Below are 24,234 nucleotides of genomic sequence, written 5' to 3' on the forward strand. Positions count from 1 at the left end.
ACATGAAGCCCTATTACGTCACCACCGCGATCACCTATCCCAACGCCGCCCCGCACCTGGGACACGCGTACGAGTACATCGCCACCGACGCGATCGCCCGGTTCAAGCGGCTCGACGGCTTCGACGTGCGCTTCTTGACCGGCACCGACGAGCACGGCCTCAAGGTCGCCCAGGCCGCCGCCGCTGAAGGCCTACCGACCGCCGAGTTGGCCCGGCGCAACTCAGACGTGTTCCAGCGCCTGCAGGAGAACTTGAACATCTCCTTCGACCGCTTCATTCGCACCACCGACGCCGACCACTACGAGGCGTCCAAGGAGATCTGGCGGCGGATGTCGGCCGCGGGTGACATCTACCTCGACGCCTACTCCGGGTGGTATTCGGTGCGCGACGAGCGGTTCTTCGTCGAATCCGAGACCCGCCTCGCCGAGGACGGAACCCGGCTGGCCATCGAAACCGGCGCGCCGGTGACCTGGACCGAAGAGCAGACATACTTCTTCCGGCTCTCGGCGTATACCGACAAACTGCTGGCCCACTACGAGGCCAACCCGGACTTCATCGCGCCCGATGTGCGGCGCAACGAGGTGGTCAGCTTTGTCTCCGGTGGGCTGCGCGACCTGTCCATCTCGCGCACCTCGTTCAACTGGGGCGTGCCGGTACCCGAGCACCCCGACCACGTCATGTACGTCTGGGTCGACGCGCTGACCAACTACCTGACCGGCGCCGGCTACCCCGACGCCGGCTCCGAGCTGTTCCGCCGCTACTGGCCCCCCGATTTGCACATGATCGGCAAGGACATCATCAGGTTCCATGCCGTGTATTGGCCGGCATTTTTGATGTCGGCCGGAATCGAGCTGCCACGAAGGATTTTCGCGCACGGGTTTCTGCTCAACCGCGGCGAGAAGATGAGCAAGTCGGTGGGCAATGTCGTCGACCCGGTGACGCTGGTCGAGACGTTCGGAGTGGACCAGGTCCGCTACTTCCTGTTGCGCGAGGTCCCGTTCGGCCAGGACGGCAGCTACAGCGACGAGGGCATCATCACCCGGATCAACACCGACCTGGCCAACGAGCTGGGCAACCTCGCCCAGCGGTCGTTGTCGATGGTTGCCAAGAACCTCGACGGGGTGGTGCCCGAACCGGGTGAGTTCACCGAGGCCGACACCGCGCTGCTGGCGACGGCCGACGGCTTGTTGGAGCGGGTGCGCGCCAATTTCGACGACCAGGCGATGCACCTGGCCTTAGAGGCGATCTGGCTGATGCTCGGCGAAGCGAACAGATACTTTTCGGCCCAGCAGCCGTGGGTGCTTCGCAAGAGCGAGTCCGCGGCCGATCAGGCCAGGTTCCGCACCGTCCTGTACACCACCTGCGAGGCGGTGCGCATCGCGGCGCTGCTGATGCAGCCGGTCATGCCGGAGTCAGCGGGCAAGCTGTTGGACCTGCTGGGCCAGGCCGAAGACCAGCGGGCATTTGCCGCGGTGGGCGCGCGGCTGACGCCCGGCACGGTGCTGCCGGCGCCCGCGGGAGTGTTTCCGCGCTACCAGCCTGACTAGCTGGCTCTGGGCTTTATTGCGGATTCGCCGACGTCGGCACTTCGCGCGGTACGTCGAGCGTCGCGATCGGATACCAACCCGAGTCGTCACGGCCGTCGCGGGCCAGGTGCATCGGCGGATAGTTCACCACATGTGTGCCGTTGGGCTTGTGCTGTTGCCATTGGGCCGCCGCCCTCAGCGTGTAATGACCGGCCGGCAAGCCCGCCAGGTCAACGTGCACCGACTCGGTGACCGACGCTGGCGTCGGCTGGTCGCTGCTGCCGGACTGATCGGTAACCAAACCCTTCAGGTCCACGGTCGCCGGGATCGTCGCAACCACTGCCCCCGTGAAATCCACCAGACGGTAGCCGGGCACCCATTTCTCGGTGGCGGCGGCGGAGCCGTTGTTGGTCCACGTGACCGATATCGCCGCCACCCTGTCGCGCACCGATTGCGATCCCGGCCGCGCCTCGACCGTGTACCGATAGCCGGCCGTCGCGTTGGCCTGCGCCCACAGCAGGTATAGCTTCGGATCCATCGGTGCGGTTGCGGACTGGTCCGGGAAGTTGACGCTCGACGCCATCGACACGTGGTACTTGATGACGTCGTGCAGGCCCTTCTCGTAGTAGGACTGCGGTGAAGTTCCGCTCGGCAACCTGCACCACTCGGTGATCACCGGCGCCGTCGCAAGCCGCTGCCGGAGCGCGGCGACGACCGGGTCACTGGTCTGCGCGTAATGGGCACCGCTGCCCTCGGCCCACGCCGGCATCGGCGCGTGGACACCCAGGCAATCCGAGCGAATGCCGACCGGCGCCGAAAGTTTCTTGGTGACGTCGTCGGCGAGCAATGCGCGCACGATTTCGGGATTGTTCGGGATTACCACCAACTGGGTGTGGGGAAAAGCGTCGACGTTCGCCGCGACCAACCGCCGAATGGAGGCGGTGGTGATGTCCTGATCACGGAACTGACTGAAATAGCCCAGGGCCGCGACGCTGTCGTCGGGCGCGGGACCGGGCGCGCCGAGGGCGTCACGCAGATAGGCGACGTGATTTTCGCTCGAGTCCCCATACCCGGAGAACTCGAAAACGCTGAGCCGCTCATCACCGTCGTAGCGGCGACCGAGCGCGGCGAGCAGCTGCCCGAAATCGTTGAGATAGGTGGGGTCATTGAAGTTGGGTACCACCTGCGTCACCCCGGCCGACGGACCGTTCGGCGGACCGGGATAGCTGGTGCTGGTGCCCGGACGCGCCCGTTCCCAGTCGGGGATCGCGATGTTGGTGTTGTTCGGATACGAAGCGTTGCAACAGGAGTTGTAGGCGTACACCCGCAGCGTCAGCCGCATGCCGCGCTCGGCCAGCTTGGCCAGCGTGTCGTCGATCACGCTGAAGTCGTACTTGCGATCGTCGGGCGCGTCGGGCGGAAGCGTGCCCGGATCGGCGGGCTGCAGTTGCCGCCACGAAACCCGCAAACTGGCGTCGTACGATGCGGGCCACGCCGGATAGCGCTTTTGCGCCGGAACACCTTGCGGGAAAAGGGGTTCCATGAGGTCTTCGTACTGGCCGCGTAGCGGGTTGGCGATCTCCTGCGCGCTGGCCGGTATGGCCGGACTCACCATCGCGGTCAAGGGACCGCTGGGGCCCGGGCTGCTACACCCGTTGAGCGCCAACGCCGCGCACGCGACAGAGACCCAAAAGACCAGCGCGTTCTTTCTCATTGTTTCCAACTAATTGTTTCCAACCAATCTCACAATTGAGCTAGATCGCACGAAGCGTCGGCGACTCGACAAATTATGGACGACGCGCCCCATCAGGCGCACGATCCGCAAGACGGCTCCTTCGGATGCGCGCCGATGCACATCGAAAGGGTTTCTTGCTTCGCCTGGTTGACCGCTAGGCGCACCCGGACCGGGGCGAGCCCCGAATCCACGTTAGTCGGGAAGACTAACATGCGCGCCCCTCGACCCGGGTCCCAAGCCGGGCCCCGAAAACGACGGGCGAGCGCCCACCAGTGAAACAGCTCACACTCGCGGCCCCGATTGTCACGCCCGGCCGGTCTGCGGTGTCTGAAGGGCACAAGTCCCATGAGAAACTAGGAGACCTCAGATGAACCACCAACGCACCCACGTCGTCGTCGTCGGCGGCGGATACGCCGGCACCCTGGCCGCCAACCACTTGCGCCAGTGCGCCGACATCGACATCAGGCTGGTCAACCCGCGTCCGGTCTTCGTCGAGCGAATCCGCTTGCACCAGTTGGTCGCCGGCACCGGCACCGCCACCGCCGACTACGCCACACTGCTCGGTGACGGCATCGGACTGGTGGTCGATAGCGCCGAGCGCATCCACACCGCTGCCCGCCGGCTGCTGCTGACCTCGGGCGCCGTGCTGGACTACGACTACCTCATCTACGCTGTGGGCAGCACCGGGGCGACCCCGGCGGTGGCGGGCGCGGCCGAATTCGCTTATTCGGTCGCCGATCTGGAAAGCGCCAAGCGGTTGCGCTATGCGTTGGCCGATCTGCACCCCGACGCCGCCATCACCGTGGTCGGCGGCGGCCTGACCGGCATCGAGACCGCTTCCGAGCTCGCCGAACAGGGCCGCCGCGTGAGCCTGGTCTGCGGCGGCATGCTGGGGCCGTCGTTGAGCGCGCGCGGCCGGCGTTCGGTGGCCAAGCAGCTGCGCAAACTCGGCGTGAGCGTGCTGGAATCCGCGGCGGTCAGCCAGGTTCGGTGGGACGCGGTGGTGCTCGCCGACGGCGCCGTGCTGCCCAGCGCGGTGACGGTGTGGACGGCGGGTTTCGGTGTGCCGGATCTGGCCGCCCGCAGCGGGCTGCGCACCGACGCCCTGGGCCGGCTGCTCACCGACGAAACGCTGACCAGCGTCGACGACGAGCGCATCGTCGCCGCGGGCGACGCCGCCGCACCGTCGGGCCAGCCACTGCGGATGAGCTGCCAGGCGGCCGGGCCGTTGGCGGCGCAGGCGGCCAACACGGTGCTCAGCCGCATCGCCGGACGTTCCCCCGCGGCACTGAACCAGGCGTTCGTCGGGCAATGCGTCAGCCTGGGCCGCAGACACGGCACGATCCAGCTGGCACGCGGCGACGACACCCCGGTGAACGTGGTGGTGGCCGGGCGCAGCGCCGCGTCGATCAAGGAAGCCGTCTGCAAGGGCACGCTGTGGGCCATCCGGCGTGAGGCCGCCAAACCCGGCACCTACCGCTGGTTCAGGGGCGGCACGCGGCCCGCGCAGGCGCCGGCCGGCCAGCAGGTCGCGCTCCAATGACTTCTTCACCAGGCGGGTCGGCCGGCGGGTCGGGCGGTGAACACGCCGAACGGTTCACCCTGCTGCGAGCGCTGCTGTTCACCATCGCCTACGAAATCCTGGGCTCGGCAACCGAAGCCGACGATGTGCTGCAGGACAGCTATCTGCGCTGGGCCACCGTCGACCTGTCCACCGTGCGCGATACCAAGTCCTATCTCGCGAGGCTGGTGACCCGCCAGGCGCTCAACGCGTTGCGAGCCGACGCCCGCCGGCGGGAGGAGTACGTGGGGCCGTGGCTGCCCGAGCCGCTGCTCCTCGACGACCAGGACCCATCAGCCGATGTCGTTCTGGCGGAATCGGTTTCGATGGCGATGCTGGTGCTGCTGGAAACACTGAGCCCCGACGAACGTGCCGTGTTCGTGCTGCGCGAGGTGTTCGGCTTCGACTACGGCGAGATTGCCGAGGCCGTGGGCAAGCCGGCGGCGACCGTGCGGCAGGTCGCGCACCGGGCACGTGAACACGTGCGGGCGCGACGGAAGCGCTTCGACACCGTGGATCCGCAACGCAACGCGCAGATCACCACCCAGTTCCTGGCCACCGCGGCCAGCGGCGACGTGGAAGCGCTGATGACGATGCTCGCCCCGGACGCCACCTGGATGGCCGACAGCGGCGGCAAGGTGAGCGCGGCCCGCCGGCCGGTGGTTGGCGCCGAGCGGGTGGCCAGGGCCATCGCCGGGCTGATGCGCAGGGCTTCGGCGATGGCCCAGTTCCACGCGCAGACGGTGACGTGCAACAGCGCCCCCGCGGTGTTGCTCTACCTGGGCGGACACCTCGAAGGGGTGATCACGCTGGAAATCCGCGACGACAAGATCACCAACTTCTATGTGATGCGCAACCCCGACAAGCTGGCGGCGCTGACCAACCCACGCGAGATCAGCCGGCGCTGAACCCCGTCCTGGCGTGCGAAGATCGTCCGTTCTGTCAAGCTAGGGCTGTGCGAATCGACCCGCTGGGCGATCTTGGCGCCGCACCCAGCGTGCTGCGGGCCGTCGGCGACGCCACCCGCCGGCTCGATCTGCCACCGCCGGCCGCGCTGACCGGGGAGTGGTTCGGCGCACGGGCGGTGATCGCACCAAGCCTGGCCGTGCAACCGGTGGCCGCCGACGACGCATTCGCGGTCCGGCCGGCTTCGCCGACGCCCGGCTCCGACTCGGTGGGCGGCGGCTGGATCGGCTACCGGAGCTACCCGGACCCTGGGGGCGACGGGCGGGGAAGCCGGATCCCCGAAGTCGCCGGCGGCTGGACCGACTGTGTGCTGCGCCATGACCGCGACGGTCACTGGTGGTACGAGAGCCTGTCTGGTGCGCCGATGCCGGACTGGCTGGCCAGCGCATTAGCCGCACCGGCCGATGAACCGGCGCCGACGTGCCGGATCGACTGGGGAGCGCCCGATCGGGAGGCGCACCGCGCCGCGGTGCTGGCCTGCCTGGAGGCGATCGCCGCCGGCGAGGTCTACCAGGCCTGCGTGTGCACCCGGTTCACCGGCACACTCACCGGGACCCCGCTGGACTTCTTCATCGACCTGGTCGCCCGCACCTCTCCGGCGCGGGCGGCCTACGTGGCCGGACCGTGGGGCGCGGTCGCATCGCTGTCGCCGGAACTTTTCCTGCGCCGCAGCGGTGCCGTCGTGACGTCCAGCCCGATCAAGGGCACCCTGCCGTTGGATGCCTGGCCGTCGGCGTTGCGCGCGTCGCCCAAAGAGGTCGCCGAGAACATCATGATCGTGGACCTGGTCCGCAATGATCTTGGCCGGGTGGCGATCACCGGCACGGTAACGGTGCCCGAGCTGTTGGTCGTGCGGCGTGCGCCGGGCGTGTGGCACCTGGTGTCGACGGTGTCGGCACGGGTTCCGGTCGAGCTGCCGACGCCGACGTTGGTGGACGCCGCCTTCCCGCCGGCCTCGGTCACCGGAACGCCCAAACTTCGGGCCCGCCAATTGATTTCGCAATGGGAACAGCGCCGGCGCGGAATATATTGCGGCACGGTTGGTTTGGCATCCCCGATCGCCGGCTGCGAACTTAACGTCGCGATCCGCACCGTTGAGTTCGGCACCGCGGGCAACGCCGTGCTGGGGGTCGGCGGCGGGATCACCGCCGACTCGGATCCCGACGCCGAATGGGAGGAATGCCTGCACAAGGCGGCGCCCATCGTCGGGCCGCCCGCCGCGGCGGCCGAGGCGCCGGTCCGGTTAACCAGCTAGGCACGGCCGGCCTCGACCAGCCCTTGAATTTTGCGTAACGCCCACGCCATGGGCCCAGCGCGCTTAAGCTCCAGGCCATCGATCCGTGCCCGTCACGGGGTCGACTTCGAGAGGGGGCCGCCATGAGGATCGCCATCGTCGGCGCCGCGGCTGCCGCGGCCGTAGGTGGGGCGCTGGCGGTAGCACCGCTGACCGTGACCACACCGGCGCGACTGCCGAGCGGGACGTGCAGCGCCGGCCAACAATGCGACCGGCTGGAATCGGTTCTGATGCCGAAGCCACCACAGCCGGGACAGGGCGCCGCGCCAGAGCACGCAGCGCCGGCGCCGGCCGCACCACCCGGCGATGCGATAGTGCCGGGATCGGCTCCGGAACCGAGCGGGGTGCCGATGGCGGCCAGCTCGGTGCCCGGAGTGGCCAGCCTGCCGGGGCTCGGCGCGCCGGAGGCGGCCGTACCGGGCGCAGGCGTGCCAGCAGCTGGCGTGCCGACGGCCACGCCCGCCGTGCCGGGTGTGGGCGCACCGGGCGTCCCGGGCCTGCCCTACCTGACCGACCCGGCCGACATCCTCGGCATACCAGGTGTATCCAACGCCGTCGGCACCGCCGCCGCGTTGTACGGCATACCGTACGGGGCGAACGCGGCCTACTCGGTGGTAGCCGGCGTCCTCGGCATCGGCGGCACCGCCATCGGCCTTACCACCAGCGCCGCGAGCGCCGTGGCAATGATCGCGTATGCCTACACGCTGCTGAACAACAGTGGGCTGTTACCCGCAATCAACGGAGCAGTCTCCTCGGCGGCCGGCATGCTGTTGCCCGCGGCCGGTGTCCCGGCGAGTGCCGCAGCGGCGGCTGTCCCGGCGCTGGCCGCAAATCTTCCCGCGCTGGCCGCCAACCTCCCGGCGCTGGCCGCGGGTGTCCCGGGGGTGGATCTCGCGGCGCTGGCCGCCAATCTCCCGGCGCTGGCCGCCAATCTCCCGGCGCTGGCGGCCGGTGTCCCGGGGGTGGATCTCGCGGCGCTGGCCGCCAATCTCCCGGCGCTGGCGGCGAATCTTCCGGCGCTGGCGGCCGGTGTCCCGGGGGTGGATCTCGCGGCGCTGGCCGCCAATCTCCCGGCGCTGGCCGCGAATCTTCCGGCGCTGGCGGCCGGTGTCCCGGGGGTGGGTCTCCCAGGGATTCCGCCCGAGGCAATACCGTTGGTGGCCGCGTTGGCGGCGAACGGCCTCCCGGCGGGCCTGCCCGCCTTGCCGCCGCCCGCGTTGCCGGTGGGTCTCCCGCCGCTGCCGGCGCTACCACCTCCACCACCGCTGCTGCTACCACCGCCGATCCCCCACCCACAGCTGTGTGCGCCCTTCTCCGTCATCCCGCTCTGCACGCCCTGAGCTAACGCGCGTCCTGGGCGAATTCACCCGTCCTGGCGTGAATGCAGGACCGCGTCGTAGAGCTGGCGTGATCGCACCCCCGGATGCGCCGCGGCCACCTCGCTGCAGGCGTCCTTGACGCGAACGCCCCCCGCGACGAGGTCCTCCACGTGTGCCACCAGGGACGGCAGGTCGGCGCGTGGGGTTGCTCCAGCCAGCACCACGGTGATCTCGCCGAGCACGCCGTCGGCCGCCCAGGTCGCCAGCTCGTCCAGCGATCCGCGCACCACTTCTTCGTGCACCTTCGTCAGCTCCCGACAGACGACCGCGGGGCGCGCGCCACCCAGCTGCTCGACGGCGTCACGCAGGCAGGCGGCCAACCGGCGCGGCGATTCGAAGAACACACACGTGCGCTGCTCGTCGAGCAGCGAGGCCAACCATGCCCGGCGCGCCGAGCTTTTGCGCGGCGCGAAACCCTCGAAGCAGAACTTCTCCGACGGCAGACCGGAAACGGCCAGCGCGGTAGTGACCGCGGACGGCCCCGGAAGGCACTGCACGCGCAGGCCGGCGTCGACGCACGCCGCCACCAGCCGGTAGCCGGGATCGCTGATCACCGGCATGCCCGCGTCGCTGACCACCAGCACCGTCGCACCGGCGTTGATCGCCTCGAGCAGGGCGGTCACCCGCGCCGCCTCGACGCGGTCGTACAGGCTGACCACCCGCCCGCCGATCCGGACGTCGAGCGCCTTGGCCAGCAGCCGCACCCGACGGGTGTCCTCGGCCGCCACCACGTCGGCGCGGGCCAGCGCGTCGATCAGGCGCGGCGACGCATCCAGCGGCTGGCCCAGCGGGGTCGCGCCGAGCAACAGGCGACCAGAGGTCATGAGCTCCGCTCTCCCCGGCAAGTGGACGGTACCCCCGCCTCATCGCTTCGTCCGCCGCAAGCGGGTGGGGGTACGCCCCCAGAGGGAGGTGCCCCCACCCACTTGTGGGGGCGTGCCCCCACTGCATCGTCGCCGGCGCGGGTCATGTCGGACAGCCTACGATCGACACCGATGTCCGCCCCGCCCCGAGAATCCCCCGTCTTTACCGAGAACTCCGTCGAGGAGCGTGCGGTGCCCGTCGTGAGCCCTGGGCCGCTGGTGCCGGTAGCCGATTTCGGGCCAACTGACCGGGTGCGCGGCTGGATCGTCACCGTCGTGATCACCCTGCTCGCGACGGCGACCCGGTTCCTGAATCTGGGGTCCCCGACCGATGCGGGCACACCCATCTTCGACGAGAAGCACTACGCGCCGCAGGCCTGGCAGGTGCTGCACAACCACGGGGTGGAGGACAACCCCGGGTTCGGGTTGGTCGTTCATCCCCCGGTCGGCAAGCAGTTGATCGCGATCGGCGAGGCCATCTTTGGCTACAACGCCTTCGGCTGGCGATTCACCGGAGCACTGCTCGGTGTGATCCTGGTGGCGCTGGTGACCCGAATCGTGCGACGGATCAGCCGCTCGACCTTGGTCGGCGCTGTCGCCGGGTTGCTGCTCATCTGCGACGGCGTCAGCTTTGTCGCGGCCCGGACGGCGCTGCTCGACGGGCTTCTCACGTTCTTCGTGGTCGCCGCGTTTGGAGCGCTCATCGTGGACCGCGACCAAGTTCGCCAACAAATGCATATCGCTCTGCTGGGCGACCGCATCGCCGATACCGCGTGGGGCCCGCGACTGGGCGTGCGGTGGTGGCGCTTCGGCGCCGGGGTGCTGCTCGGGTTGGCGTTCGGGACGAAGTGGTCCGGCCTGTACTTCATCCTGTTCTTCGGCCTGATGTCGCTGGCGTTCGACGTCGCGGCACGTCGCCAGTACCGGGTGCCCAGGCCGTGGCTGGGGACTTTGCGACGTGACCTCGTGCCCACCGGGTACGCCCTGGCTGTCATCCCGTTCGGGGTCTACCTGGCCACCTACGCAGGGTGGTTCGCCTCCGAGACCGCCATCGACCGGCACCAGGTGGGCCTGACGATCGGTCCGCACAGCGTCGTCCCCCTGCCCGACGCCATCCGCTCGCTGTGGTACTACACCGCCAAGGCATTCCAATTCCATGCGGGCCTGACGAATTCCGCGGGCAACTACCACCCGTGGGAATCCAAGCCCTGGAGTTGGCCGATGTCCTTGCGGCCGGTGCTCTACGCCATCGACCAGCAAAACGTTCCCGGCTGCGGCGCGCAGTCGTGCGTCAAGGCGGAAATGCTCGTCGGCACGCCCGCGATGTGGTGGCTGGCGGTGCCGGTCTTGCTGTACGCGTCCTGGCGAATGTTCGTTCGTCGCGACTGGCGATACGCGGCCGTCTTGATTGGTTATTGCGCCGGGTGGTTGCCGTGGTTCGCCGACATCGACCGGCAGATGTATTTCTTCTACGCGGCGGCGATGGCGCCGTTCCTCGTGATGGGCATCGCGCTGATCCTCGGCGACATCCTCTACCAGCCGCACCAGGGGCCAGAGCGTCGCACGCTCGGACTGATCGCCGTCTGCTGCTACGTGGCCATGGTCGTGACGAATTTCGCCTGGCTATTCCCGGTGCTCACCGGTCTGCCGATCTCGCAACAGACCTGGAACATGGAGATCTGGCTGCCCAGCTGGCGATAGCTGCCACGTCGGCGCTCGCCGAGATTGCCGCCATGGCTGTGCCCGCCGCACTGGCCACGACCATGGCGGCAATCTCGGTGAGCTACACCGCATCGCGGGCGGCCGGACAGGACATACAGCGCGGCCCGCCTCGGCCGGTGCCTAATTCGGAGCCGGAGATGGTGAGCACTTCGATACCCGCGTCCTGCAGGCGCGCGTTGGTCTGCGCGTTGCGCTCGTAGGCGACGACGACGCCGGGCGCCAGGGCCAGCGTGTTGTTGCCGTCGTCCCACTGCTCACGTTCGGCGACGACGGGGTCTAACCCCGTGTGGATCACCCGCAGCTTGTCGATTCCCATCGCCTGGGCCGCTGCATCCAGAAACGAGGTTTCTTCGCCGATCGTCACGCCATCGGGCGTGCGCTGGATCGTAAAGGCCGAGAGCGTGTCGACGACGTTGGCGTACATCACCACCGTGTCGGTATCGACCATCGTGCACACCGTGTCCAGGTGCATCTGCGCGCGCCTTTGGGCGATCGGCACCGCCAGCACGGTTTTCGCGAGGTCATCGTCAAAGAGGCTGCGCGCCAACGCTTCCGCACCGGCCGGGGTGGTGCGCTCCCCCACTCCGATCGCGACCACGCCCGGAGCGAGCAGCAGCACGTCACCACCTTCGACGGGAGCGGCCCGTGATTCGTTGGCCTTCCGCACACCGGTGAACCGCGGGTGGTGGGCATAGATCAGATCGGTCAGCGACGCCTCCCGGACCCGCGCCCGCAGCGCCAGCGACGGGATCACCACGCGCGGCCCGATCCAGATCGACGAGTCACGGGTGAACACCAGGTTCGGCAATGGCTCGATGACGAAATCGGCCCCATGGTGCATCCGGAGCACCAGGGACACCGCGCTGCGGGTGTCCGCCGGCAGCTCGTTGAACGTCATCCCGGCCGTCAAAACATGCGCCAACCTGACCGGGTCAAGGCTGCGCAGGTAGGCCGAAAGCTCCTGCGCCAACGGCAATCCGAGCCGGCGTGCGTCGACCGCGGCGGCAACCCCCTGCATTCGGGCGGCCCCGCTATGGTGGAGCGCCTCGGTCAGCAGGTCCGACATCAGCAGCACTTCCACACCGCGGGAGCGCAACAGCTCGGCGAACTGGTCGTGCTCCTCCTGGGCGCGCGAAACCCAGGGCAGCCCGTCGAACAGCAGCTGGTCGTTGTTGCGCGGGTTGAGTCGGAGCAGCTCGGCGCCCGGGCGGTGCAGAATCGCGACCCGTAACGTTGCGACCTCGGAGTTGGAGCCCAGCTCGACACTCACAGTGAGAACCGTAGCCCCTGGCCCGGCCGGAACCGTCTCATCGAACGAATGTGCGATATGCTGGCGGGCGTGGCGATCGCGGTGCAGGGCTCGCTGTTCGAGCACCACGAGCGGAGAACCCTCAGCGAGGGGGCCTTCATCGACATCCGGGCCGGCTGGCTGACCGGTGGTGGTGAGTTGCTGGAGGCGTTGTTGTCGACGGTGCCGTGGCGAGCCGAACGCCGCCAGATGTACGAGCGGGTGGTCGACGTGCCCCGGCTGGTGAGTTTTCACGACCTCGCGGTCGAGGACCCGCCCCACCCGTTGTTGGCGCGGCTGCGTCGGCGGCTCAACGACATCTACGCCGGCGAACTGGGTGAGCCCTTCACCACCGTCGGGCTGTGTTGTTACCGCGACGGTTCCGACAGCGTCGCCTGGCATGGCGACACCATCGGTCGAGGCGGCTCGGAGGACACCATGGTGGCGATCGTCAGCCTGGGCGCCACCCGCACCTTCGCGCTGCGGCCGCGCGGCGGTGGCCCGTCGCTGCGGCTGGCGTTGTCGCACGGCGACCTGCTGGTGATGGGCGGTTCCTGTCAGCGCACCTGGGAGCACTCGGTTCCCAAGACGTCCGCGCCCGCGGGTCCACGCGTCAGCATCCAATTTCGGCCACGCGATGTGCGCTAGTTCTGATTGCCCGACTCCGTTCTCGCGCCGCCCCGGCGCTCGCCGTCGTCGGGCTAGCCGCGGACCGCGGCCACTCCCTTGACGAGCAGGTCGCGGGCACGTTGCGTGTCGACGGCTGCCACCGGCTGTCCGGGGATCACCAGCGGATTGGCGATGACGATCACCTGGTAGTCGCCGAACTGGGCCGAGTAGTCGTAGAGCTCACCGGTGCGGGCTGACCCATCGACCAGCGCCTGCAGGACGCGGTGGATGCCCAGCGTCTGCGTCCCGTCGATCTTGGGCGTATCGACCACCTCGATGCCACCCCTCACCTGGGGCCCGACGAAAGCGACCTTGCCGCAGTCCTTCCCCGGGTCGTTGGATGGCAGCGCCTGGGAGGTCTCCAAAGCGATGACGACAAACCGGTTGCCGTGGCCCTCGGCGGAGACGGCGGCCATGTTGCCCTGCAAGCCCGGTGGCAACTGCGGCCCCAACGCGACTTTCGCGCAATTCGCGGGATCGAACCGCAGCCCCTCGGGCAGCTTGCGGGCGGAAAAGAACGCGGGATCGATGGCCCTGGGCGTGACGTCGGAGACCTTGAACTCGGGTCCGAAGGTCGGCTTCAAGTCGGTGACCTTGGCGATGTCGACCTGCCGCGAGGCGGTATTCGCGCCCGACGAGCAGCCCATGAGCCAACACACCGATGCGAGCGCCAGCGCCACCTTGAACATCGTGGCCAATCTACCCAACACGGATGCTCAGCCGCGTAACTCCGACACCGTTTTGACCAAGAGATCGGCGGCGAACTGCGGAGTCAGCGCCGGGAGCGGCGAACCGGGGTCGGTGGTCAGGGTGGTGAATGCGTAGTAGTCGCCCAGGTAGGCGACGAAAGTGTATATCCGCGAATCGATTTCGGTGCCTGACTCGACGGAGGTCCGGGTATCGGCCACCATGCCAAGGGTTTCGGCGCCGTCGACGTGCGGGGGGTCGGTCAGACGCACACTGACGGTGGTGTGCTCGTCGAACATGGTCCACTGCCCGCACGCCGCGACAACGGTGTGGTTGAGGTCCACCGGGCCCGGCCGCACCGCCACGACCACCGCGCCGACGATGCCGCCCGCGCCCGATCCGGAGACACCCTGGGCGGACTGGTCGCGTCCATTGCCCGGGTCGGCCAGCGCCGCGCATTGCGGCGGCCTCGCCCCCATATCCGGTTCAAGCCCCCAAGTCACTCTCGGCGAGACCCCGGCGGGGATGGCTGTGCTCACCTCATAGCCGGGCGGCAGCTCCCGACCGACCCTCTTGATGTTGGCGGGGTTGACGGCGGTGGGATGAGCCGACGGCGACGGCGCGGGAGCCGGCGCGGGCGTGCGCGCACATGCGGCCGCCAGCAGCGCAACAACCGCGCCAATCCAGAACGGCCGCATGATCGTTGATATCACGAGCGGTGAGCCGACGGAGTCCGCTCAGCCGACCGCGTCGATCACCTGGCGGGCGACGCGCTTGATCTGGTCAGCCATGTCACGCTTGATGCCACGTGGGCGGGGCACGTCGATGACGGTCGTGATGATCCCGGCGTCCTCGCGTTGCCAGACCGCGCGGTGGTGGTCCATGATCGCGCGCATCGGCACGTTGTCGGAAAGCATTCGCGCGGAAAACCTTTCGATCCCGGCAATCCGGGCGGCGAGGGACAACGCACCGATCAGAAAGCTTCCGATGCCCCGTCCCTGATAGGCGTCGGCGACGGTGAAGGCGATTTCGGCGACCGTCGGATCTGTCGCGTCGCGCACATAGCGAGCGTCGGCGACCGGGTCGCTCTCGTCCGTCATCACCCAGACGAAGTGGTCGACGTAGTCCACCTCGGACAGGTAGTGCATGAGCGCCGGGCTGGGCAGGCGAGCCGACATGAACCGCCGATACAGGGTCTCGCTGGAAAATTCGACGTGCCCGTGCACGGTGCGCTCGTCGTCGCCGGGAAGGACCGGACGCAGCATCAGCTCGGTCCCGTCGCGAACGCGTATCGGGATCGGCGTGATGAGGGCGGCCAGGCGCTGGCGCGCCGTGCGCAGCACCCGCTGCATGATCTCGGGGTTGTGTACCATCTGGACGAAGGCGTCGTTGTCACCGACCCAGCCGGTCAGCGGCTCGATCGTGGTGACCGTCGCGGATCGTGGGGCGTCGCGCAGCAGGGCGATTTCCCCGACGATCATGCCCGGCAACGCCTGGCTGACCATCACCTCGCCGTCGTCACCGACGTGCTTGACCTCGGCGGCCCCCGAGGAGATGAGCAGGAACGAGACAGCCTGCTCGCCCTGCCGCATCAGCACCTGGCCGGCGGCGGCCCGCAGCGGCTGAACGCGGGCCGCCAACGGGATCAGGTTCTCGGCTGGGCATCCCTCGAAGATGTCCATTCGCGCCAGCTCTTCAACGCGCGCGCCGGTCAGTTCGGCCACATGAATCCGCCGCCCCGTTCCGGTCCCATCCGCGACAGGTTAGGGCGTCGGCCGCGTCCGCGGCAAGCCGCCGCACTAGCCTGAACCCAATGGACAGCAGCCAGGACCCGCTCGAGTCGACCCGCGGCCTGCTCGCCGGGACCGCAGTGCTGCGGCACGGTTTCCTCGACGTGCTGGGCGAATCGACGAGTTCTGAAGCGCCGACCTTCGCCCAACGGGCGATGAACAGTCCGTTCGTCGCCACCGTCTACGAGCGGCTGTGGCGTCCGGCGTCCTTCTACCTCGCCAGCGGCGTGACCACCCGCGCCGAGCAGCGCCGCGCGGCGACGGTCCTGCGCCTCGGCAGCGCCCATCGGTTGCTCGACGTCGCTTGCGGGCCAGGCAATTTCACCGGGCCACTGGCGCGACAACTGCCGGATGGTGGCCTCGCGGTGGGATTCGACATTTCTGCGCCGATGCTGACGCGGGCCGTGCTGGACAACAGCGGGCCGCGCACCTGTTACGTCCGCGGTGACGCCCGCATGTTGCCGTTCGCCGACGAAACATTCGACGCCGTCTGCTGTTTCGGCGCGCTTTACCTAATGCCCGAACCGTTCCGGGTGGCCCGCGAGATGATACGAGTGCTCCGACCGGGCGGTCGGATCGCGATCCTCACCAGTTACGCCGGGCAACGGGCGCCGCTCCGGTCCGGCCTGACCGCGGCCGCCCGCGCGATCGGGCTCACGATGTTCGACCGGCACAGCTTCGTCGACCTGTTTTCGTCGGCCGGCCTCGTCGACATCGAACAACGGGCACAGCGCGCGCTACAGTTCGTCGCCGCCGGTAAGCCCCGGTGACCCCATCCATCAGGAGGCGTTCTTGCAGACGCCGAGAAGGCGGACCACCGGCGTGCCCGCCTCGTACTCCACGACCCACGGATCGCCGCCTTCAACCGGCCCTGAGCCGGGCTCCGACGTGAGCGTGAACATCACCGGCTGCCCGTTCCGCTGCGACATCTGCGTGCATTCGACCTGAAACAGTCGATACTCACCGTCGCGGCGGATGGCCAGGGAAAAGCCCGGCCGAACGGATTCGACGGGAACCTTCTGCAGGTAGTACTCGGTGGTCATTCCTCGACATTAGGGCCCGCCCGGGACCGAATCCCGCTCCGCCACACCGTCTTAGCGAATGTTCAGCAAATTATTGGATCGGCATCAGACTTCGTGTCGGGTGGCTGGGCCGGGTGGTCGACAACGACGACGGGCGGGTGCGAGGGTACAGCGGGGGAAAGCCCGCTTCTGGACGGCTGCCGCGAGGTCGGCCTCACAACCGCATCACCGGGCGCGGTCCGCTTTCGCACGAAAATTCCGTCCCGGCTCCCAACCCCCACGACTTGCGGCGCACGGTGGCAACGCTGGCGGTGTCGGCCGGTGCCAACGCCAAGACGGTGCAAAGGATGCTCGGGCACGCCATGGCGTCGATGACGCTCGACGTGTACGCGGACTTGTTCGACGCGGCCCTGGACAGCGTGGCCGCTAACCTCGTTGCGGCCATCCGGGGCGTCGTTGCCATCCAAAAGACGCCAGAATGACCAGAATGAATGGCTTGTCTACCGAGCTGTTATGGACTTGACGTTGCCGATGAAGCCAAGCGCTATGCCCGCGGTGATGAACGCCGGGCCCCGGTATTTGGCCCATCCTTGGGGCGGTTCCCCCGTCCAATGGTAGGTGTTGATCAGTGCCTGAACCGTCGTCACGATGCCTATGATTTCGAAGAATCCGCACGCGATGTAAGTACAGACGAGTGGGTTAGCTGTCACTCGCTGGGCCGGCTCAAAACCACTAACAAGGAATGCAACGGCCGCGCACCCGAAGCTCACCATCGCGAACCCGAAACTCCACCACGCACAAGTGCGTTCCATTCGGTCGGCGGTAGAGGCGTATATGAAGTTCCTGATCCACGCCTCCCGTTTCCTCTCGCGCAACCAGGGGGTGGGCGTCCAGCCAGGCGACCTCAACTCTGTGGAACGTCGCGCCCACGCCACTACGCCGCAAACAAGATCGCAAATAGAAGAGCCGTCATCGCCATCCAACACACCAGCCCGCCCACGCGACTTGGTCTTCTCGCCCGCGAGGGCGAACGGCGTTGTGCGTACCGGACGTTTGCCGGCCCGTGCGACGACGCCTTGGCTAAACCGCAAAACGCCTGCTCAAACTGTGGAGCTAAGGGGATTCGAACCCCTGACCTACTCGATGCGAACGAGTCGCGCTACCAACTGCGCCATAGCCCCTGATCGCTAGCAGGCTACCAGCCGCGACACCAAAGGCCGAACTGCGCTCTACTGGCCGACGGCTCGCGGCAGATCCCTGGGCCAGCCGTAGTTGCGGAGCGGCACCTGGTGGTCCAGGTGCTCGAAGATCGGGTCCTCGTCGTCGATCTCCAAGACGACCGCACCCGGGCGCCGCAGCCGCGACGGCACCACCTCGTACTCGCGGTCATGCGTGTTCTCCACGCCCAGCCGCGCCCGCGCCAGCCGCTGCATCCGCCGGCGCCGCACCTTCTCCTCGATCCGGGTTTGCCGGCGCAGGTAGGCCAGGTAGAGCACGGTCATCGCGGTGGCGCCCCCGCACACCCACCATGCGTTCGCCGTGACTTCGAACGCCGCCGTGGCCGAACCGACCAAGATCACCGCCATCACCATCAGCACACGCTTGCGGAACGTGTACTTGCGGGCACTGACCGCGGCCGCGGTCTGGGTGTCGAACCGTCGCCGCCGGGACGCTCCCGGCACCACCGTTGCCGGCGATTCGTCTCGGGCGTCCTCCTCTTCCGGCTCCAAACCGCAGGAGTCCTCGACGTATTCGTATTCGTCTTGCAGTGAGTCGTCCTGCGCGGCCGACGCGCCCTCGGGTTCGGCCTCCTCGTCGTCCGCGCCATCGTCGACCGCTAGCAACGCGGGCTCGGCCGCCCGGGCACTGACCCCTGCCGGAAGGGCGCCGGAGTCTTCTTCGACGACGTCGACGTCCAGGTAGTCGGGCTCCGCGGCCTCGGCGTCAGGGGCGGCCGCAACCTGCACGACCACCGGGCGCGGGCGCCGCACATCTTCGGCCTCGACGTCCTGCCCCGGGCCTAGGTCTTGGGTTTGGTCGAGGTCGGCATCGGCGTATACCCCGTCGACCGGCTCGTCCTCCCAGTCTTCGTCCGCCTTCCAGGCGGGGTCGCTGCGATGGCCCGCGGCGGGGCCACTCCTCTTGAGCAGGCGAGCGCCCGCGCCGCCGTTGAGCACCCGTGTTGCCAGGGCCACATCACTGGTGCGCCGCACCGCGTCGCGTTTGCTGATCAGCATCGGCACCAGCACGAACAGCCAGAGCACCACCAGCGAGATCCACAACAACGATTGCGGGATGCTTGGCATGATGACCTGCTCCTTCGGTTCTAATCCCCGCGAGGCCTCGTCGGGTGGCCCCCACGGCCGGGCCAAAGGCCCAGGACAATTACACACCTGTAATTTGCAGCTGACAAGCATCACACGCCACACGTGTCACGCTAGCCACACACGGCCGGGCCTCCCGGGCCAGGCCGAGTCAGGGCCAGCTGGCCTGCCCGGCGCGGACCAGGGTCGACGCCGCCGACCCGCGCACCTCCTCGACGGTGATGGCCATCAGCAGGTGGTCTCGCCAGGCCCGGTCGACTTCGAGGTATCGCCGCAACAAACCCTCTTCGCGGAACCCGACCTTTGCCAGCACGGCCCTGCTGGCCGCGTTCTCCGGCCGCACCGTCGCCTCCACGCGATGCAACATCACCGGACCGAAGCAGTGGTCAAGGCCCAGCGCCAACGCCCCGGTGGCCACCCCGCCGCCGGTCGCCGCACGAGACACCCAGTAGCCGATCCACGCCGACCGCAGCGCCCCGTGGGTGACGTTGCCGATGGTCAACTGACCGCAGAACTGCCCGTCGAGCTCGATGGCGTACGGCAGCATGCGGCCCTTGCGGGCCTCCGAACGCAGACCCGAACACACCGCCGGCCATGCGGCAACCGCGTGACGGACGGTCCAGTCGCCGTCGGCGCTAGGCTCCCACCGCTCGAGGTGGGCACGATCGGCCAACCGGATCCGGCTCCACTGCGCCCCGTCGCGCATCCGCACCGGGCGCAACCGGATGAGGCCCGCCGAAACCCGTAGCGGCCCAACGACCGTCGGCCAGCCCGGATGCCGGGGATTGGAGCGCCAGAGGTTCATGAGAATGTGCCGTGGTTGCGCTCAGCCGCGCTGAGCCAGGAAGGCGACGTCGACGATCTCGCCGGTGCGAATCTGCTCGGCGCCACTGGGAACCACGACCAGGCAGTTTGCCTCGGCAAGCGTGGCCAGCAGGTGCGACGACGCCCCGGGGGCGCCGCCGAGTGCCTGCACCAGGTATTCGCCGGTGTCCTGATCACGCATCAGCTGACCGCGCAGGTAGCCCTTGCGCCCGGCCACCGAGGTGATCGGCGACAGTGTGCGAGCCTGCACGATGCGGCGCATCGGCTGCCGCTTGCCCAGCGCCAGCCGGATCAGCGGCCGAACCATCACCTCGAAGACCACCAGGGCGCTGACCGGATTGGCCGGCAGCAGAAACGTCGGGACCCGCTCCCGGCCGAGCTGCCCGAAACCCTGCACCGACCCCGGATGCATGGCGACGCGGACGACCTCCATCTCACCGAGCTCGGAAAGCACCGACCGCACCGCCTCGGCCGCCGCGCCCCCGACTCCGCCGGCGATCACCACAACCTCGGCCCGGTTGAGCTGGCCCTCGACGAGTTCGCCGAGCTCCTTGGGGTCGTTGCTGACGATGCCGACACGGTTGACCTCCGCGCCCGCGTCCCGGCCGGCCGCCGCCAAGGCATAGGAGTTGACGTCGTAGACCTGCCCGTTGCCTGGGGTGCGCGAGATGTCGACCAGTTCACCCCCGACCGCCATGACCGACAGCCGCGGGCGCGGGTGCACCAGCACCCGTTCGCGGCCGACCGCCGCCAGCAGCCCCACCTGGGCGGCGCCGATGATCGTCCCGGCGCGCACGGCCACGTCGCCCGGCTGCACGTCGTCACCGGCCCGACGCACGTAAGCACCCGACGGCGCGCCGCGCAGAATCCGAACCCGGTTCATCCCACCGTCGGTCCACCGCAACGGTAGGACCGCATCGGCCAGCGTCGGCAGCGGCGCGCCGGTCTGCACGCGGGCAGCCTGGCGCGGCTGCAGCCTGCTGGGTGTGCGCGCACCGGCATCGATGGTTCCCATCACCGGCAGGGTCAGCACCTCGCGACCGTCGGGGTCGGCATCATCGGCTTGATCGTTGGGGGAACCCGGCTCGCCCACGCCGAGCACGTCCACGCTGCGCACCGCGTAACCGTCGATCGCGGCCTGATCGAAACCGGGCAGCGGGCGTTCGGTCACCACTTCTTCGGCGCACATCAATCCTTGCGCCTCGGCAATGGCAACACGTATCGGCCTAGGCGCCACCGCCGCGGCCGATATCCGGGCCTGCTGCTCCTCCACAGAACGCACAGCGCGCCTTTCTGCCCTCCTGCCCTGGCCCGGCTACTGCTCGGTCAGGCCCAATCGCGCCACCAACCACTGCCGCAAATCCGGGCCATAGTCGTCACGATCCAATGCAAAGTCAACCGCAGCCTTGAGGTAGCCGCCGGGATTTCCCAAGTCGTGTCGGGATCCGCGATGCACGACCACATGGACCGGATGACCTTGGGCGATCAGCAGCGCGATCGCGTCGGTGAGCTGCACTTCCCCGCCGGCGCCCCGGTCGATGCGGCGCAGCGCGTCGAAGATGGCGCGGTCGAGCACGTAGCGCCCGGCCGCCGCATACATCGACGGTGCCTCGGCGGCCTTGGGCTTCTCGACCATGCCCTTGACCTTGAGCACGTCGGGATTGTCGGCGTCGGGAAGTTGCGCGACGTCGAAGACCCCGTAGGCGCTGATCTCCTCCGGCGTTACCTCGATGGCACACAACACCGTGCCGCCGTACTGGGCCCGCACCGTCGACATCGTCTCCAGGACGCCGGTGGGCAGCACCAGGTCATCGGGCAGCAGCACCGAAACCGCGTCCTCGTCCTCCGACAACCTGGGCTCCACGCAGCCGATGGCGTGTCCAAGCCCCAGCGGCTCGGCCTGCACCACGGATTCGACCTTGATCAGCGCCGGGGCCCGCCGCACCTTGGCCAGCATGGCCTTCTTGCCGCGGGCCTCGAGCGTGCCCTCGAGCACCAGGTCTTCGACAAAATGCGCGACGACGCCGTCCTTGCCCTCGGAGGTGACGATCACCAGGCGTTCGGCACCGGCCGCGGCCGCCTCCTCGGCGACCAGTTCGATGCCGGGGGTGTCGACGACGGGCAACAGCTCCTTGGGCACCGTCTTGGTCGCGGGCAAGAACCGTGTGCCCAGGCCCGCTGCGGGGACGATTGCGGTGCGCGGGATCGGGGTCGGTACTTCTGGGCGGGACATCGTTCACACCATAGCCCCACACAACCGCCGAGTCGCTGTCGCGGCGACAAAGCCGGGCCTGTCATCGTGGAGAGCATGGCGGTCGCCGACAAGGCAGTGTTGCGAGAACAGCTGCTGGCGGCCCGGCGTCGCGTTGCCGACGACGTTCGGGCCGCCGAGGCCCGGATGCTCAGCGAGCACCTCGAGCTCCTGGTGAGCGGCGGCAGCACCGTCTGCGCGTACGTGCCGGTGGGCGCCGAGCCCGGTTCGCTGCAGATGCTGGACGTGCTGCTCCGCCGGGCGGGGCGGGTGCTGTTGCCGGTGGCGCGCACCACCGCCGCCGACGTGCCGTTGCCGCTGCGTTGGGGCGAGTACGGGTCCGACCGGCTTGCGCGGGGACGTTGGGGACTGCTCGAGCCGCTCGACCCCTGGCTGCCGTCCTCGGCCCTGGCCGAGGCCAGCGTCGTGCTGGTGCCGGCGCTGGCGGTCGATGCCCGGGGCGTGCGGCTGGGCCGGGGGCGCGGCTTCTACGATCGCTCGCTCGCGGCCCGAGACCCGCGGGCACGACTGATCGCGATCGTGCGCGACGACGAATTGGTCGACGAGTTGCCGTCGGAGCCCCACGATGTGCGAATGACCCACGCGCTCACACCGCAACGCGGGTTGATCGCGCTTTCGACTGGGGAATGAGCGGGGAATGGTACAGGTCACGTGGCGGTTCTAGCACTTGAGACGGTAGAGTGCTAATCGATCTGACAGTACCCGGAGGTTTCTGTGCCGACCTACACCTACGCGTGCACCGAGTGCGGCGACCGCTTCGACGTTGTGCAGGCCTTCACCGACGATGCGCTGACCACCTGCCAGCGGTGCTCCGGTCGACTGCGAAAGCTGTTCAACGCGGTCGGCGTCGTGTTCAAGGGCAGCGGTTTTTACCGCACCGACAGCCGCGAGTCCGGCAAGAAATCGAAGAGCTCGACCAACGGATCCTCGACCGGCGACGCGGGGACGAGCTCGAGTTCGGGGTCGAGCGAGAAGTCCGGGTCGAGCGAAAAGTCAACCAGCTCCACACCGGCCCCCGCGGGCGCGTCGAGCTAGCGGGTTATCCACAAGCGTCTTTCTCGCCGGCACCGCCGGCGCCGCCGCGGCGCCTACCGTTTGCGGCGTGGCGGCAACATCGTTGAATCCGAGCCTGGTCAGCCGCGTATCGATGTGGCTGCGGCCGGACTGGACCCGGACCGTGCTGGCCCGGCGCGTCGCCGCTGGAGCGCTGGTTGTGCTAGCCGGCGTCGCGACGCTGCGGTCGAATCCCGAGGGTGAGCGCGCCGAGGTCGTGGTGGCCGCGCGCGACCTGCGCCCCGGGGCCGCGCTGAGTGCCGATGACGTTCGGCTGGAAAAGCGTTTGGCCACAACGCTTCCCGACGGGTCACAAACCGATCTGGGCGTGGTGGTCGGTGCGACCCTGGCCGGCCCCACGCGGCGCGGCGAGGTGATCACCGATGTCCGGCTACTGGGGAGCCGGCTGGCCGAGTCCACGGCCGGGCCCGGCGCTCGCATCGTCCCACTGCACCTGGCCGACAGCGCGCTGATCGACCTGGTTCGCGTCGGTGATGTCATCGACGTTCTTGCCGCTCCCGCCAACGACACGCCGGCACCCGCCTCGCCGGCGGTCCCCAAGGTCCTCGCCACCGACGCCGTCGTGGTACTGGTGTCGGCCCGGCAGCAGGACCGGGCCGCCGCAGGCGACGGCGTAGTCTTGGTTGCGCTGCCGGCTCGGGTGGCGAACACAGTGGCAGGCTCGGCGCTGGGTCAGACGGTAACCCTCACCCTGCACTGAGTGCCCGGCCGTTGGTCGGCACCCGATCGACAGCAAACTGTGTCCAGTCCAGACAGGGCCTGAAAGGACCGAGCCATGCTCAAGGGGTTCAAGGAGTTTCTCGCGCGGGGCAACATCGTCGACCTGGCCGTCGCGGTGGTCATCGGCACGGCTTTCACGGCGTTAGTCACCAAGTTCACCGACAGCATCATCACGCCGCTGATCAACCGGATCGGCGTCAAAGAGCAGTCCAACGTCGGCATCTTGAAGATCGGCATAGGCGGCGGCCAGACCATCGACTTGAACATCGTCCTGTCGGCGGCGATCAACTTCGTCCTGATCGCCGCCGTGGTGTACTTCTTCGTCGTGCTGCCGTACAACACCTTGCGCAACAGGGGCGAGGTCGAGCAGGCGGACGACGCCCAAGTCGTGCTGCTCAGCGAGATTCGCGACCTGCTCGCGCAATCAAACGGAGATTCGTCGGGCACGCACGGCGGGGCATCCACTCCAGGCCACGGACCGCGCGCGGGCGCCGAGTCGCAGTGACGGGCCGCCCGC

The 24,234-nt window shown here is 68.6% G+C and carries 25 protein-coding genes, 1 tRNA gene and 1 pseudogene; 13 read left to right on the plus strand and 14 right to left on the minus strand.

Annotated elements, in window-relative coordinates:
* Positions 1-2: 2 nt before the first annotated feature.
* Entirely contained in the window at positions 3-1,547 is a 1,545-nt protein-coding gene (metG, locus tag G6N24_RS15420; protein ID WP_085162626.1) for a methionine--tRNA ligase, read from the plus strand.
* A 13-nt stretch (positions 1,548-1,560) separates the two neighbouring features.
* On the opposite strand, the gene G6N24_RS15425 is transcribed toward metG, so the two are convergent.
* Positions 1,561-3,240, minus strand: coding sequence for a hypothetical protein (locus G6N24_RS15425; protein ID WP_085162590.1), 1,680 nt, complete (start codon positions 3,238-3,240; stop codon positions 1,561-1,563).
* A 388-nt stretch (positions 3,241-3,628) separates the two neighbouring features.
* Here G6N24_RS15425 and G6N24_RS15430 point away from each other — a divergent pair, with 388 nt between their 5' ends.
* The 4 genes from G6N24_RS15430 (at position 3,629) to G6N24_RS15445 (ending at position 8,422) form a co-directional block, all read left to right on the plus strand.
* A complete protein-coding gene (locus G6N24_RS15430) occupies positions 3,629-4,804 on the plus strand; it encodes an NAD(P)/FAD-dependent oxidoreductase (RefSeq protein ID WP_085162591.1) in 1,176 nt (391 codons plus the stop codon).
* The gene (locus tag G6N24_RS15435; RefSeq protein WP_085162592.1) at positions 4,801-5,730 is read left to right on the plus strand and encodes an RNA polymerase sigma-70 factor; all 930 of its coding nucleotides are present in this window, start codon (positions 4,801-4,803) and stop codon (positions 5,728-5,730) included. Before G6N24_RS15430 ends, G6N24_RS15435 begins: the two co-directional genes overlap by 4 nt.
* 47 nt (positions 5,731-5,777) lie before the next feature.
* Entirely contained in the window at positions 5,778-7,043 is a 1,266-nt protein-coding gene (locus tag G6N24_RS15440; RefSeq protein ID WP_179963435.1) for an aminodeoxychorismate synthase component I, read from the plus strand.
* A 122-nt stretch (positions 7,044-7,165) separates the two neighbouring features.
* A complete protein-coding gene (locus G6N24_RS15445) occupies positions 7,166-8,422 on the plus strand; it encodes a hypothetical protein (RefSeq protein ID WP_085162593.1) in 1,257 nt (418 codons plus the stop codon).
* 23 nt (positions 8,423-8,445) lie between these two features.
* Here G6N24_RS15445 and rsmI read toward each other — a convergent pair whose 3' ends face one another.
* Positions 8,446-9,285: a 16S rRNA (cytidine(1402)-2'-O)-methyltransferase gene (gene rsmI, locus G6N24_RS15450; protein ID WP_085162594.1), complete on the minus strand. Its 840-nt coding sequence runs from the start codon at positions 9,283-9,285 to the stop codon at positions 8,446-8,448.
* Positions 9,282-9,434, minus strand: a pseudogene (locus tag G6N24_RS25890) (hypothetical protein); the annotation flags it as partial. The pseudogene G6N24_RS25890 and the gene rsmI, both read right to left, overlap by 4 nt.
* 22 nt (positions 9,435-9,456) lie before the next feature.
* Between G6N24_RS25890 and G6N24_RS15455 the strand changes: the two are divergent.
* Positions 9,457-11,025 (plus strand): dolichyl-phosphate-mannose--protein mannosyltransferase, encoded by a 1,569-nt coding sequence (locus tag G6N24_RS15455; RefSeq protein WP_085162595.1) that lies wholly within the window; start codon positions 9,457-9,459, stop codon positions 11,023-11,025.
* An 82-nt stretch (positions 11,026-11,107) separates the two neighbouring features.
* On the opposite strand, the gene arcA is transcribed toward G6N24_RS15455, so the two are convergent.
* Positions 11,108-12,316 carry an arginine deiminase gene (arcA, locus tag G6N24_RS15460; protein WP_085162596.1) on the minus strand — a complete coding sequence of 403 codons (1,209 nt, stop codon included), beginning with the start codon at positions 12,314-12,316 and terminating at the stop codon, positions 11,108-11,110.
* Between the two features lie 69 nt (positions 12,317-12,385).
* Here arcA and G6N24_RS15465 point away from each other — a divergent pair, with 69 nt between their 5' ends.
* Positions 12,386-12,982 (plus strand): alpha-ketoglutarate-dependent dioxygenase AlkB, encoded by a 597-nt coding sequence (locus G6N24_RS15465; protein WP_179963436.1) that lies wholly within the window; start codon positions 12,386-12,388, stop codon positions 12,980-12,982.
* A gap of 53 nt (positions 12,983-13,035) precedes the next feature.
* Here G6N24_RS15465 and G6N24_RS23725 read toward each other — a convergent pair whose 3' ends face one another.
* Genes G6N24_RS23725 through G6N24_RS15475 form a run of 3 tightly spaced genes read right to left on the minus strand, consistent with a single transcriptional unit; the run spans position 13,036 to position 15,372 of the window.
* Positions 13,036-13,692 (minus strand): DUF5642 family protein, encoded by a 657-nt coding sequence (locus tag G6N24_RS23725; RefSeq protein WP_085162598.1) that lies wholly within the window; start codon positions 13,690-13,692, stop codon positions 13,036-13,038.
* A gap of 27 nt (positions 13,693-13,719) precedes the next feature.
* A complete protein-coding gene (locus G6N24_RS23730) occupies positions 13,720-14,388 on the minus strand; it encodes a DUF5642 family protein (protein ID WP_085162599.1) in 669 nt (222 codons plus the stop codon).
* Between the two features lie 39 nt (positions 14,389-14,427).
* Positions 14,428-15,372, minus strand: coding sequence for a GNAT family N-acetyltransferase (locus tag G6N24_RS15475; RefSeq protein ID WP_139822598.1), 945 nt, complete (start codon positions 15,370-15,372; stop codon positions 14,428-14,430).
* 131 nt (positions 15,373-15,503) lie between these two features.
* Between G6N24_RS15475 and G6N24_RS15480 the strand changes: the two genes are divergently transcribed.
* Positions 15,504-16,250: a class I SAM-dependent methyltransferase gene (locus G6N24_RS15480; RefSeq protein WP_085162601.1), complete on the plus strand. Its 747-nt coding sequence runs from the start codon at positions 15,504-15,506 to the stop codon at positions 16,248-16,250.
* Positions 16,251-16,259: 9 nt separating this feature from the next.
* On the opposite strand, the gene G6N24_RS15485 is transcribed toward G6N24_RS15480, so the two are convergent.
* On the minus strand, positions 16,260-16,523 hold the full coding sequence (locus tag G6N24_RS15485; RefSeq protein ID WP_085162602.1) for a hypothetical protein: 264 nt from the start codon (positions 16,521-16,523) through the stop codon (positions 16,260-16,262).
* A 263-nt stretch (positions 16,524-16,786) separates the two neighbouring features.
* On the opposite strand from G6N24_RS15485, the gene G6N24_RS15490 reads away from it, so the two are divergent.
* Complete coding sequence (locus tag G6N24_RS15490; RefSeq protein ID WP_308204446.1) at positions 16,787-16,984, plus strand: site-specific integrase; 198 nt, start codon at positions 16,787-16,789, stop codon at positions 16,982-16,984.
* Positions 16,985-17,002: 18 nt separating this feature from the next.
* Here the strand turns inward: G6N24_RS15490 and G6N24_RS15495 are convergent, their stop codons facing one another.
* The 6 genes from G6N24_RS15495 to G6N24_RS15520 all read right to left on the minus strand — a co-directional run bounded on the left by G6N24_RS15495 (position 17,003) and on the right by G6N24_RS15520 (position 21,884).
* Positions 17,003-17,149, minus strand: coding sequence for a hypothetical protein (locus tag G6N24_RS15495; protein WP_163745532.1), 147 nt, complete (start codon positions 17,147-17,149; stop codon positions 17,003-17,005).
* Positions 17,150-17,610: 461 nt separating this feature from the next.
* Positions 17,611-17,683, minus strand: a tRNA-Ala gene (locus G6N24_RS15500).
* A 48-nt stretch (positions 17,684-17,731) separates the two neighbouring features.
* A complete protein-coding gene (gene sepX / locus G6N24_RS15505) occupies positions 17,732-18,808 on the minus strand; it encodes a divisome protein SepX/GlpR (RefSeq protein WP_085162605.1) in 1,077 nt (358 codons plus the stop codon).
* 169 nt (positions 18,809-18,977) lie between these two features.
* Positions 18,978-19,631 (minus strand): GNAT family N-acetyltransferase, encoded by a 654-nt coding sequence (locus tag G6N24_RS15510; RefSeq protein WP_085162606.1) that lies wholly within the window; start codon positions 19,629-19,631, stop codon positions 18,978-18,980.
* A 21-nt stretch (positions 19,632-19,652) separates the two neighbouring features.
* Positions 19,653-20,933, minus strand: coding sequence for a molybdotransferase-like divisome protein Glp (gene glp, locus G6N24_RS15515; protein WP_085162607.1), 1,281 nt, complete (start codon positions 20,931-20,933; stop codon positions 19,653-19,655).
* Between the two features lie 33 nt (positions 20,934-20,966).
* Positions 20,967-21,884: a UTP--glucose-1-phosphate uridylyltransferase gene (locus G6N24_RS15520; protein WP_085162608.1), complete on the minus strand. Its 918-nt coding sequence runs from the start codon at positions 21,882-21,884 to the stop codon at positions 20,967-20,969.
* Positions 21,885-21,959: 75 nt separating this feature from the next.
* Between G6N24_RS15520 and G6N24_RS15525 the strand changes: the two genes are divergently transcribed.
* The 4 genes from G6N24_RS15525 to mscL all read left to right on the plus strand — a co-directional run bounded on the left by G6N24_RS15525 (position 21,960) and on the right by mscL (position 24,222).
* Entirely contained in the window at positions 21,960-22,553 is a 594-nt protein-coding gene (locus G6N24_RS15525; RefSeq protein ID WP_085162609.1) for a 5-formyltetrahydrofolate cyclo-ligase, read from the plus strand.
* Between the two features lie 84 nt (positions 22,554-22,637).
* Positions 22,638-22,958, plus strand: coding sequence for an FmdB family zinc ribbon protein (locus G6N24_RS15530; RefSeq protein WP_085162610.1), 321 nt, complete (start codon positions 22,638-22,640; stop codon positions 22,956-22,958).
* Between the two features lie 67 nt (positions 22,959-23,025).
* The gene (locus tag G6N24_RS15535; RefSeq protein ID WP_139822592.1) at positions 23,026-23,697 is read left to right on the plus strand and encodes an SAF domain-containing protein; all 672 of its coding nucleotides are present in this window, start codon (positions 23,026-23,028) and stop codon (positions 23,695-23,697) included.
* A 75-nt stretch (positions 23,698-23,772) separates the two neighbouring features.
* Positions 23,773-24,222: a large-conductance mechanosensitive channel protein MscL gene (gene mscL, locus G6N24_RS15540; RefSeq protein ID WP_085162612.1), complete on the plus strand. Its 450-nt coding sequence runs from the start codon at positions 23,773-23,775 to the stop codon at positions 24,220-24,222.
* Positions 24,223-24,234 lie beyond the last annotated feature (12 nt).

The organism is Mycobacterium lacus (assembly GCF_010731535.1).
In the GTDB taxonomy this organism is placed as follows: domain Bacteria; phylum Actinomycetota; class Actinomycetes; order Mycobacteriales; family Mycobacteriaceae; genus Mycobacterium; species Mycobacterium lacus.